This window comes from Enterococcus sp. DIV0436a (assembly GCF_051711605.1).
In the GTDB taxonomy this organism is placed as follows: domain Bacteria; phylum Bacillota; class Bacilli; order Lactobacillales; family Enterococcaceae; genus Enterococcus_B; species Enterococcus_B faecium.
On the sequence record NZ_JBIONA010000001.1, the window covers coordinates 1,719,067 to 1,731,186 of the forward strand.

The window sequence follows — 12,120 nt, forward strand, 5'->3', positions numbered from 1 at the left end:
AAATTCTTTCTCCTTACGTCGAAAAGTCGTGCCTGTTTTCGACCTTCTTAAAATCGCGTTCAAGCACCAACTCATTGAAATAAGCCGCATATTTAGAATCAAGGAAACCTAGCTCTAAAAATGCTTGCTTATTGTCATCGGAGCTACACGGTGCTTTTACAGCCTCTCGATAAACGGTAATCGCAAAGCTGACCTTCGGCATTAAGTCAAAATCTGCAAAAATATGAAAAGCTATTTTCACAGATTCCTCCTTAAGTGCTTAGACCACAACGCTTTGCTTACAACCTCTCATATACGCATACTAAACGTATTTGGCGAACAAATCCACTAAAAAATCCAAGAATCGACTTCTTGGATGATTTTTTCTTTCATTAAACTGGTTACCTAGTTATATATCTCTAGGGTTGTTTTCATGTCTGAGTGCTCGATATGATTTATTTTTCGTTTCTATAATTACTTTTTGCCTTCCAGTTTCTTTTAATATTGTACTCAAGCAAGTGGGAATTGGTTCTTTTGTCATCCATGTATGCAAAATGTTATAATGCTGGTAAACAAAAATGATTACCTGTCATTTTTATTTAGTTCGTATTTAATTAAGTTGACTGTCTGTATACTCTGTCTAAAACTTAAGAATTGTTGTTTTCGCTGTCGCTACCCAATTTTAATGAATGTCTGTAGGTTAAAACTGTTGTCCTTGTTATAGATAGTAAAGGAGAGCTTGAAAATGAAAACTGCGATTACGTTTCTATTAGAGGAATATGCCGATTGGGAAGGTGCTTATATTACTAGCACACTAAACCAAAATGAGAAATGGCAAAACAAAACTGCTTCTATCCAATCAGAGGTCACTTCCATTGGAGGATTAAAAACAAAAATCGATTACTTAATCGAACAAATACCTGAAAAAGTTGACCTTTTTATTATGATCGGTGGCAATTCATGGGACATAAAAAATCATCATTTATATCAAATAATCGATAAATTGTTAAAAACAGACGTACCAGTAGCTGCTATTTGTGGGGCAGTTGATTATTTAGCTCAGAGCGGATTATTGCAAGGTTACAAACATACCGGAAATGCGCAATTTCCTTGGTTAGAATCGGAAAATTATCAGAATAAAGAAGATTTTATAGAACAACAAGCTGTGAAAGATCGTAATTTGATTACTGCGAATGGAACAGCTCCTATAGAATTCACAGACTTGATTCTTCAAGCAGTCCATTTTGAAACAGAAGAAATAAGAGAAAAAACGATTCGTCTATACAAACTTGGATTCTATGATTACTATAAAAAGTACGGAGATCCTTTCTCCTAATCATTCTCTTCAATTAAATACTCCTTATCAATAGTGTGACAAGTAATTTTACTGATGATTATTTGTCACACTTTTTCTGACATTTATCAAAGAAGATACACTCTATTTATATTCATAGACAAGGTTTTACGGATTCAAAAATTCAGGATTATGCTATACTGGTATTAAAAAAATAATGAGGTATTTTATATGAAAAAGTTAGGTTTTATTTTATTGTTGGTCTCTTTATTCCTTGTAGGATGTACGTCTCCTAGTAAAGAAAATAGTGATCCATCTGCGACCACAGACAAAAGTTCAATCAGACAAACCAGTTCAGCTGAAAAATCAAGTACTCAGAAATCAGCTTCTACTGAAACGAATACATCTTCAACAAGCAGTAAAGTCTCAGAGCCCAATACTTCTTCTACATCTAGTAGTACAGTTGAGACAAATATTTCTTCTTCAACAATAGACACAACCTCCTCACAGTCTTCTCAGTCAATAGATCCGTTAGCAGGATATTCTGATCTACAAATTGAGTACGCACGTGTTTGGCTAGCTATTAGAGGTAATACTTTTAGAGATACATCGGGTGATTTCGAATTACATGTTATTCATTATCCTGCAGGAACACCTATCGCCCCTTATGATGCAGGGAGTGCAGTCTATCCGAAAGATGTGGTTATGCTCACTGGGAAATACAGTTACCAGGGAGTTTTAGTGTATTCAAGTAACCATGACGGGACAATCACTAGTTATCCAGTTCCTTCACATTGGCAAATGCCTGCAGATCAAACATCTTATCCAGCGTTCATTAGAGAAACAACTCAAGAAATCATTGATAATGCATCTGTAGTAGCTATTCCTACAGGAAATCCAAATGATGTGAAACAGCTGATCAATGTGATAGTTATGGATAATTAAAATTTCTAATAGATCATACAAAAAGAAGCTGGCAAAATACTGTCAGCTTCTTTCATTTTCTTTTCTATTTAGATTTGTTGGTCTTTGATAAACTCCAAGGCAGGAAAAAATTTTTTAAATAAACGTTTGCAAAACAGTCGCTTTTCTATCTTCTACCGCTACTTCTGCATAGGCACCATTAATCAATGTCAGTTGTGGCGGTACATGACCACAATCAATATCATACAAGATCGGTAGTTTTAATTCCTTTGACAGATCTTCGTATACATCCTTCATTTTATAATCTAACAAATCCTCTGCCGCACTTCTACCGAACATGATCCCCGAGCTGCCATCAAACCAGCCTGCCAGTTTCATCTGAACAAGTGATCTTCTTAAATCAACTGACGATAGCTCACAGTTTTCTAGAAACCACAAGATCGGCTTTCCATCATTATACTTTCTTTTAAAAGATTGGACATCTCCATAAGGGGTACCGATTAAATGCCTGATCGTATCAATACAGCCACCTAATAATCGTCCCTTCATCCTTACTGCATCTCCGCTGACTGATTGCCAATTTGTTGGTTCAGTGAGATGGAAAACAGAAGATGATGAATGCTCATGGGGCCACACTTTTTGATACTTTTCAGAAGATTGCTGTAGAATCGATTCTCCTTCTCTTGTTTTCAGTACACTTTCCCACATTGCTGTCGTTTCATCCAAGTACTCTCCTCTTAAATCAATAAGGTTAGTTCCATGTGCAGTGGCTATCCCTGTTTTTAATGTGACAGCAAGTAGCAACGTACTAATATCTGAATAACCTACTATCCATTTTGGTTGTAGAGCATCAAAATCGACAAAATCGAGAATCTCAATCAATAATTCTCCTCCCCAAGGCGGAAAGATCATTTGGATATTTTCATCTTGCATCATTTGATTGAATTCATCTGCTCGTTTTCTTGCTGGACCTGATTTTTCCTTATCTTGCGTCCAAAGCGTCTTTCCAGTAACTACTTGGAAAGATTTTTCTTCCATTCTCTTTAAAGCTGATTCGAGTAACGAATGGTGTTCCTCTGATACGCCTGAGGATGGTGCAGTAACCCCAATCGTTGCATTTCTTTCTAATAATGGATAACTTATCATGTTGCTTCACCTCCAAGTATGCACTATTTTACTTGGTTAATTGTTTTTTTCGTTTGCCGGCATCAAAAATATCGGCATCTCAAGTAGCTGGATGATTTTGTTTAAGTCAACCGTTTGGATGACCATCGTTTGATCTGGTCTACCTGGTGCAAAAACAAGTTTTTCATTTGATAAGAGCTCTTCATCAATAATAATCGGAATCTGTTTTTCATAACCAAACGGAGAAACAGCGCCCTGCTTTTGTCCCGTTTGTTCTTCCATGCGTTCTGATGAAACAATAGAAAGCCTTTTACCGACGATCTTCCCTAATGCTTTGAAATCCGTTTGTTTCGTAGTAAAAGTCAGATATACGTAGTTATTATCTTTTTTATCTTTTAAGAATAAGCTTTTGGTCTCTGTACCTGTAAATCCTTGTTCTTTCTTTATTACCAAAGCATCTTCATTTGTATAAATGGCTCGATGATGATACAACTCAAAATATATATTTTCGTGTAAGAATTTCTTTGCCAAGTCAATCATTTTTATGTCTCTTTTCTATTTTACTATTTGAGACATCTTATCATATAAATATAGCGGTTACAACATTACTTGTGTTTTGTTCGTTTTTTATACATAACTATTGTTTTTCTGGTAAAATAAATCAAACCACTTAATGGAGGCGTTTTAGAATGGAAAAATTTCAGCCGATCATCAATCAGATCAAAGAAAAAGAACATCAACAAAAGATCAAAGACCTTTTTGCTAAGATAACAGAAACGTATCCCCAGCTAGACACAACTGTAAAATGGAACCAACCTATGTTTACTGACCATGGTACCTTTATTATTGCATTTAGTTTTGCTAAAAATCATTTTTCTATCGCACCGGAAAAAGCAGCGATTCGTGCCCTTGAAAAAAATATCCAAGAAGCAGGCTACGTATATACGGATAACGTCATCAAAGTTCCTTGGAAAAGTGTAATCAACTGGGAATTGATTGAACAATTGATTTCATTTAATATTGAAGATAAAAAAGGTCATGATAAATTTTGGCGATAAAGCTTTATACGAATAAACCCTTTACTGGCGAGGAAACTATTCATCACCTTATACAGGTTTTGTTCAATCCTATCCTTTTTATCATCCCTGGTTAAACACTTAATTGACAAAGTATCTGCTATTTTTATAAGGAGTCTTTCTTGTGCTGAAAAAAATCACTGATTGAATGGCTTTGAATTTTCCACTTAGTAAAATTATTTTTTCAGCAATTTTCCTGCAAAACTTTTGAATAAGGAAAAAATACGAGAAAATATCAGTGATCTTTCATAATACTGCCCATTATTTTCAGGTATATTTAAATATAATATCACTTTAGGAGAGAAGGAATTTCTTTAGAGAAATAAAAGTTAGAATTTTCTGACTTGATTTTTACAATGACCTTAATTAAAATCGTTCTTTCTACATTTCGTGATTAAGCAAATATCAACTAAGTCAGTAGAACCATTCACATAGGAGGGTGAACATTGAAAGATTTTTACTCAGTAAATGAATTAGCCGAACAATTAGGTGTTACTACACGTTCTATCAGAAATTATCTTCATGAAGGAAAACTAAAAGGAACAAAGGTTGGCGGGCAATGGAAATTTTCTGAACGTAATCTTTTTGAGTTCCTATACGGAGATCAAGCAGAGGAAGCAGCAAAAGAAATGCAGCGATTCATGCTAAATGCACCAATCACGATGCGTTTCAACCTTCAGTATCGTGATTTTACAGCAATCAATCAATTCCGAGAACAATTAGTCCAGTACCATAACGATGTTTACGCAAATAAAAAAGACCGTCTTTTACAATACGATCTTTATAAAGACAATCATGCGGAGATACTAATCGGTGGTAACTTCAATTATGTCGTAAACTTTAGTCAATGGATCAATGAAAAATTATTGATCCAGACAGATATTTCCCTTGTATCTTAAACAATTAAAAAGCGCTAGAAATTCCAGAGATGTTGGAAATTCTAGCGCTATTTTTTTATAAGTACTTACTGTTTGGTTCAAACAAATATTTTTTTAATAAATGAGATTTTACCATCTTTATCCTCAAATAAAGACCGTGACCATGCTTCCTACTACGATCAGCAATAATCCGATAATCGTTAATTTTTTTTCTTTTGGTGTCTTATTTTCATGCAGGATGTACATACCGCCTAATGTAGAGATAACTACGTTTAGCTGTGTAATGATATATGCAGTAGCAACCCCATTTTCATTTGCTGAAAAAATATAAGCCAATGCTGACACACTAAAGATGGCTCCAACGATCGTTGCTTTCCAACTCTTGTCTTCAGAAAATGCGGTTGGTTTACGGAAAATCACATAAATCACTGCCCCTAAAAAGACACCGATCATTTGCGGAAAGAAAATGGAAAGTCCGCTTGCATCAACTAGTTTAGGCAATGCACTGTATACCCAATAACCAATACTTGTTGATGCTAATAGACTAATTCCTTTTGTGATACCGCCTTTTTTTCCAGGATCATCACTGATTGCCGTTAAAGCAGAACCAAATACAAGAAGAATGATTGCTGCTGCTCCAATGATTTTCCCCATACTTCCAGACCATTCTCCAAAAGCGAAGACACCAATCAACGAGGTTCCGACTAACTGTAATGCAGTCGAAATTGGCATCGTTTTAGAAACACCAATCAAGTTGAAAGATGTATACTGTCCTGTTTGTCCAATAACCCAAAATGCACCAGAAAGTAAACTAATCAAAAATGTAGTCACTGAAATACCAGCTGGAGAAGCGAATAATTGAACGAGTAAGCCGACAAGCACCGCTCCAATACCAGTTCCTAATATCTCATTTGTTGGTCTGCCACCAATCTTTTTCAAAATCAGTGGCTGGATCCCCCAGCCAACTGCCGGGATCAATGCAATCAATAAACCCATTTTTATTCACCCTTATCCTTTTCCACCTTGGAAAGAAGGATATAAAGTCATCCCACCATCTGCAAATAGTGTAATACCTGTAACATAACTGGATTCGTCTGAAGCCAACCATGCAGCTGTCGCCGCTATTTCTTTTGGTTCACCTACGCGTCCTAGTGGGATCATACTTTCCAAGAGTTCTTTTTGTTCAGGATCATCAAATTTTGCCGCATTAATAGGTGTACGGATAGCACCAGGGCCTATACTATTGATTCTGATTCCCTTCGGTGCATACTCCATTGCTACCGTTTCGGTAAATAATTTTACCCCGCCTTTTGAAGCAGCGTAATGAGCAAACGTTGGCCATGGGATCTGTTCATGAACAGAAGACATATTGATGATATTTCCTTTTTTATTATTCTCTGTAAAGTAATTTAAAGCCGCTTTCGTTCCGATAAAAACGCCAGTCAAATTGACTTTTAACACTCTTTCCCAATCTTCAAGGCTAAGTTCATGGGTTGGATGCTGATTTTCCATCCCAGCATTATTAACCCAAACGTCCAGTGTCCCAAAATTTTCTAAAGCCGTATCAAGTAAACGCTGTATTCCTTCTTCAGAACTGACATCTGCTTGTACAGAGACTGCTTTTCCGCCTGCCTCTTCGATTGCTTTGACTGCTTTTTCTGCTCCTTCTTTATCCGAGTTATAGTTGACAACTACATTCATTTTTTCTTTCCCGAATCGTTGAGCAATCGCTGTTCCAATCCCCTTTGAGCCACCAGTTACTACTGCGACTTTGTTTTCTAATTCCTTATACATAGTACCCACTCCTTTTTCATACCTAAACCTGTTATTACGGATAACTTTTATTTCCGTCTTAAAGTGAGTGTACACCAAGATATATAGTCTAAAGCAAATGATACGCTCTAGCAATCGTTTTCATGAATTGCTAGTGTCCTTTTACTTCTATAAAGAAAGAGGTTGTGACAGAAGTGGTCAGCTTCAAGAAATTTCGGCTTATTTCCGAAGAAACTACTTCTGAAAAACCATTTATTTGGAAAAAAAGGCTGTGACAAGACTTTTGTCACAGCCCCTTTCCTGGGCTTATTTATCACCCATTTTATTGTAATTGCTAGTTATACATAAACAAGAGATTTTATGCATAATGTTTTATTGCTGAGAAAAATATTCAGCTGTTGCTTGTTCATCCTCTTTGAGTTGTTCAATCAATTCCTCTACACTAGAAAATTTCACTTGATCTCTTAAAAATTGATTCCAGCGTACTGTGACATGTTCACCATAGATATCTTGATTAAAGTCCAAAATGTACAATTCTACAGTCAGCTCCCGTCCTTCACCGAATGTATCATTATGTCCAATTGAACCCATGGCTGGATACCAAGTTTCCCCAATTTTTATTTCCGATACATAAACACCTTCTTTAGGCAAATGAACTGTGCTCTTTACTTTGACATTTGCTGTAGGGAATCCTAGTAGTCTGCCTCGTGCATCGCCATGGACAACTACCCCTTCTACCTCATATGTGCAACCTAATAGTTTTGCTGCTTCTTTTACTTGTCCGCTGTCTAGTAATCCTCGAATACGAGTAGAGCTGATTTTTTCACCTTGTTCTTCTTCTTTAGAAACTGTGACGATTTTGAATCTTCCTTTGGCATATTCAGGAAAATGAGCGACATCTGCAATGTCTTTTGGTCCATACGTATAATCAAAACCGGAAACAGCATATTTTGCATGTAACCCTACGATGTATTGATCAACAAATTCCTGCGGTGCTAAATGAGCAAAAGAAGAAGTAAAATCAACTTCATATAAATAATCTATACCCAAAGCGGCCATTTTTTCTTCTTTTTGCTTAAGGCTAGTCAAATATTTCACGCTGCTAGGATCGATCTTTTTAAAGACAATCGATGGATGCTGATTGAAAGTCATCAATGCTAATTTCAATCCTTCTTTTTGTGCAATTTCCATACCTGTCTTTATGACTTTCTGGTGTCCGATATGCACGCCGTCGAAAAATCCCAGCACTAAAACGACATCGTCTTCTGGAATTTGTTCTGATTGGTAAGGATGTCTGATCTTGATGATATTCATTCGTTATTCCTCATTTCTCAATACTTTACTAGGTTTTAATTTGTTTTTTTCTTTCGGGTTTGGCTGATAAATACTGACAACTTTTCCTTTATAAAACAAAGCAATTTCTTCTGACGGCATTTCTGGGAGCGCAAATACAGTATAATCAAGTCTCATACCGTTTTTTACTTTCTGCCATACTTCATCAGTAATATCTACTCGTTTGAACCGTTCCACTCCTTTTTCTATTGGCAGCAAACAATCATCGATTGTCCCATTTTTCACAGCTTGAGCTACTTCTTCTAATGTCAGAGCATCCTTCTGGGACATACCGGCACTTGCTGTTCGGGTCAGATCAGACATGTGCGCAGGGTAACCAAGTTTCTTGCCTGTATCTACAGCTAATGTGCGGACATAGGTTCCTTTCCCGCATTCTACTTCGAAGCGCCAAGAAATGGTTCCTGTCACTTCGTCTCTTGTCAATTCACTTGTCCGGATAAAACGGTAAATCTGAGCCTTTCTAACAGGACGCTCCACTGTTTCATTATTGCGGGCATATTCATATAACCGCTTACCGTTGACTTTTACCGCTGAGTACATTGGTGGTATCTGGGTGATCTCACCAATAAATGAAGCCATCACTTCATCTATTTTTTCTTCAGATAAAGACATATCTACTGGTTTTGTTTCTACCCGTTCTCCGGATCGATCTTCCGTCGTTGTACTGAAACCTAGAGTTATCTCGCCTACATAGATTTTCCCAGAATCTGTCAAATATTCGATAACTTTTGTGGCTTTTCCAATACAAATGGGCAACACACCGTCTACGTCTGGGTCAAGCGTACCCCCATGTCCGATTTTTTTCGTATGTAAGATTTTTCTTAATTTGAATACGCAATCATGACTTGTCATTCCGCGTTCTTTCCATAAAGGTAATAACCCGTCCATGTCTTTTCTCCATTTCATTTTTGATTTAACTGAATTATTATAACACATTGCATCAATTACTGACGAATTTGACATCATAATGAACGGTTTTTATTTTTCGGCAATAAAAACGTAACAAAATTCATGCTCACGTAAATAGAAATCATGTTATGCTTTTTTAAAGGAGGGAATAGAATGGAAGATTTTTTCTTTGCACCATTTGATTGGATTTATGGGTGGCTTACAGGTAAATAGTTTGGTTTTCATTTCCCAAAAACGAAAAAAAAGACTGGCCATTCTTCCAGTCTTTTTTCCGTTTTTTTTATTTATTTTTTCAGTTTCTTAATCAATGTAAAAAATTCTGTTTTGCGGGATCGATTTTATCATTTTATTGGTCAAGATTTTTCCATTTCCAATCCAATACTTCTGGCAGATCAATACCATTTTCACGAATATAGTTTTGATGTTCTTGTAATTTCTGATCCATTTTTTTCGCAAAATCTTCTGCTTGACTTCCTTTGATTTTTAAAGCTGCGTCTTTTGCCAAATGATAACGATCAAGTTCATTTACTACACGCATGTCAAATGGTGTCGTGATATCTCCATTTTCTTTGTAGCCATGAATCATTAAATGATGGTTATGACGATCAAAGAAAATCGTGCGGACCAATGTTTCATAACCGTGGAAAGCAAATAAGATCGGTTTGTCTTTTGTAAAATATTGATCAAATTCTTCATCGCTCAACCCACGCGGATCTTGACTTGGATGACGTAATTTCAATAAATCTACGACATTGATGAACCGAATTTTTAGTTTTGGGAATTCTTCCAGCAGCAAAGTTACAGCTGCTAATGCTTCTAAGTTAGATTCCGTTCCTGCAGCAGCAATGACCAATTCAGGTTCCTCCTCTTTTGCTGTCGAAGCCCAATCAATGATTTTCAAGCCTTCATTCACTAAGACGGCTGCTTCTTCTGCTGAGTAAAATTGAGCACGCGGATGTTTGGAAGAGATGATCAAATTGATTTTTTCTGACGAGCGGAATGCTTTATCCATGACTGCGAGCAATGTATTTGCATCCGCAGGCAGATATTCACGGATGAACTCCGCCTTCTTTTCTGCCAAATGTGTCAATATTCCTGGATCTTGGTGGCTATATCCATTGTGATCTTGCTGGAAGACTGTTGAGCTTGCAATGAGATTTAGCGAAGGATAATCATTTCGCCAAGAAAGGTCATGTGATTTCCGCATCCATTTGAAGTGCTGAGTCAACATAGAGTCAACCACTCGCAAGAATGATTCGTAACTTGCAAAAAAACCATGACGTCCAGTCAGAACGTACCCTTCTAAGAACCCTTCATCTTGGTGTTCCGATAATTGACTGTCGATGACGCGACCAGATGACGAAAGCCATTCATCATTTTCTGGTTCGATTTTTTCCATCCATTGGCGATTTGTCGTTTTGAAAACTTGATTCAATCGGTTTGATTTTGTTTCATCTGGTCCAAATATACGGAAATTTTCTGGATTTTTCTCAATGATCTCGCGAACGAATTTACCAAGTTCGGTCATATCTTCTGCTTTAATGGAGCCTGGTTTTTCAAATTGCAAAGTATATTTTTTCCAATCTGGCATAATAAGCGGTTTTGGATCGATTCCACCATTGGTGATAGGATTTTTTGCCATTCTTTGGTCATCAGTAGGCGCGATTTCTCTGATTTCTTCTAAAATACGTCCTTGTGCATCAAATAATTTTTCTGGTTCATAGGATTTCAGCCAACGGAGTAAAGCATCTGCATGATCCATATGTTCTTGATCTACAGGAATCGGTACTTGGTGTGCTCGGAAGGTTCCTTCAATTGGTTCCCCGTCCCATTCTTTTGGACCGGTCCATCCTTTTGGTGTGCGTACGATCAATACTGGCCATTTTGGCATCACGACATCTGTTGCTGTCTTCAGGCGAGCTTCTTTTTGGATGGATTTGATTTTCTCGATTGCTTGATCCATTTTTTCAGCCATAACAGGATTTAATTTTTCTGGATCATTTCCTTCAATAAAGAAAGGTTCCCAGCCAAGTCCGTTAAAGTAATTTGCTAATTCTCCATCTGATTTACGTGCCAAGATCGTTGGGTTGGCTATTTTTGCACCATTTAAATGAAGGATCGGTAAAACAGCTCCATCTATCACTGGATTGATAAAGACATTTGAGAACCAGCTTCCAGCTAAAGGACCGGTTTCTGCTTCACCATCACCAATCACGACAGCAGAGATTACTTCAGGATTGTCTAATACAGCTCCGACTGCATGTGAAAGAGAGTATCCAAGCTCTCCGCCTTCATGGATAGAACCTGGTGTTTCTGGTGCTGCATGAGAAGCAATGCCTCCAGGAAATGAAAATCGCTTGAATAATTTTTGCATTCCTGTCTCATCTTCCGTTACTTCTGGATAGATCTCTGTGTAACTTCCATCTAAATAAGCATTCGATACCATGACTTGTCCGCCGTGTCCTGGCCCTTCGATATAAAACATGTTCAAATCATATTTATTGATGACTCGGTTCAAATGGACATAAATAAAATTTTGGCCAGGAATCGTTCCCCAATGACCGATTGGATGTTTTTTGACATCTTCTGGTTTCAGTGTACGTCTCAGTAAGGGGTTATCTTTAAGATAAAGTTGCCCAACAGAAAGATAATTAGCAGCACGCCACCAAGCCGTCATTTTATCAAAGTATTCTTTACTAGAATAATCCATACATAACACTCCTTTTCATTATTACTCTTATTCTAGCGCAGATACTCCCAATTGAAACCTAATAAGCACTTCTGTTCATTTGTTTGGATTTTATATCTA

The 12,120-nt window shown here is 37.0% G+C and carries 12 protein-coding genes; 4 read left to right on the forward strand and 8 right to left on the reverse strand.

Going from position 1 to position 12,120, the window contains the following annotated elements; all coding sequences use genetic code 11:
• Positions 1–13: 13 nt before the first annotated feature.
• On the reverse strand, positions 14–241 hold the full coding sequence (locus tag IGL15_RS08370) for an adenosine deaminase (protein WP_002300943.1): 228 nt from the start codon (positions 239–241) through the stop codon (positions 14–16).
• A 483-nt stretch (positions 242–724) separates the two neighbouring features.
• Between IGL15_RS08370 and IGL15_RS08375 the strand changes: the two genes are divergently transcribed.
• Positions 725–1,315 (forward strand): type 1 glutamine amidotransferase family protein, encoded by a 591-nt coding sequence (locus tag IGL15_RS08375; RefSeq protein ID WP_002289535.1) that lies wholly within the window; start codon positions 725–727, stop codon positions 1,313–1,315.
• Positions 1,316–1,504: 189 nt separating this feature from the next.
• A complete protein-coding gene (locus IGL15_RS08380; protein ID WP_002323966.1) occupies positions 1,505–2,218 on the forward strand; it encodes a hypothetical protein in 714 nt (237 codons plus the stop codon).
• 114 nt (positions 2,219–2,332) lie between these two features.
• Here IGL15_RS08380 and IGL15_RS08385 read toward each other — a convergent pair whose 3' ends face one another.
• On the reverse strand, positions 2,333–3,343 hold the full coding sequence (locus IGL15_RS08385) for a S66 family peptidase (protein WP_002317625.1): 1,011 nt from the start codon (positions 3,341–3,343) through the stop codon (positions 2,333–2,335).
• Between the two features lie 36 nt (positions 3,344–3,379).
• Positions 3,380–3,862: a YbaK/EbsC family protein gene (locus IGL15_RS08390; protein ID WP_002294466.1), complete on the reverse strand. Its 483-nt coding sequence runs from the start codon at positions 3,860–3,862 to the stop codon at positions 3,380–3,382.
• Between the two features lie 149 nt (positions 3,863–4,011).
• Between IGL15_RS08390 and IGL15_RS08395 the strand changes: the two genes are divergently transcribed.
• A complete protein-coding gene (locus tag IGL15_RS08395) occupies positions 4,012–4,380 on the forward strand; it encodes an iron chaperone (RefSeq protein ID WP_002294467.1) in 369 nt (122 codons plus the stop codon).
• A gap of 464 nt (positions 4,381–4,844) precedes the next feature.
• Positions 4,845–5,297: a helix-turn-helix domain-containing protein gene (locus IGL15_RS08400; RefSeq protein WP_002296526.1), complete on the forward strand. Its 453-nt coding sequence runs from the start codon at positions 4,845–4,847 to the stop codon at positions 5,295–5,297.
• A 123-nt stretch (positions 5,298–5,420) separates the two neighbouring features.
• Here IGL15_RS08400 and IGL15_RS08405 read toward each other — a convergent pair whose 3' ends face one another.
• The 5 genes from IGL15_RS08405 to IGL15_RS08425 form a co-directional block, all read right to left on the reverse strand.
• Positions 5,421–6,272, reverse strand: a complete 852-nt coding sequence (locus IGL15_RS08405; protein ID WP_002288523.1) for a GRP family sugar transporter — start codon at positions 6,270–6,272, stop codon at positions 5,421–5,423.
• A 12-nt stretch (positions 6,273–6,284) separates the two neighbouring features.
• A complete protein-coding gene (locus IGL15_RS08410; protein ID WP_002288522.1) occupies positions 6,285–7,070 on the reverse strand; it encodes an SDR family oxidoreductase in 786 nt (261 codons plus the stop codon).
• Between the two features lie 351 nt (positions 7,071–7,421).
• Positions 7,422–8,363 carry a riboflavin biosynthesis protein RibF gene (ribF, locus tag IGL15_RS08415; RefSeq protein ID WP_104765393.1) on the reverse strand — a complete coding sequence of 314 codons (942 nt, stop codon included), beginning with the start codon at positions 8,361–8,363 and terminating at the stop codon, positions 7,422–7,424.
• 3 nt (positions 8,364–8,366) lie between these two features.
• Positions 8,367–9,290, reverse strand: a complete 924-nt coding sequence (gene truB, locus IGL15_RS08420; protein ID WP_002338378.1) for a tRNA pseudouridine(55) synthase TruB — start codon at positions 9,288–9,290, stop codon at positions 8,367–8,369.
• A gap of 367 nt (positions 9,291–9,657) precedes the next feature.
• Positions 9,658–12,021, reverse strand: a complete 2,364-nt coding sequence (locus IGL15_RS08425) for a phosphoketolase family protein (RefSeq protein WP_104765392.1) — start codon at positions 12,019–12,021, stop codon at positions 9,658–9,660.
• Positions 12,022–12,120 lie beyond the last annotated feature (99 nt).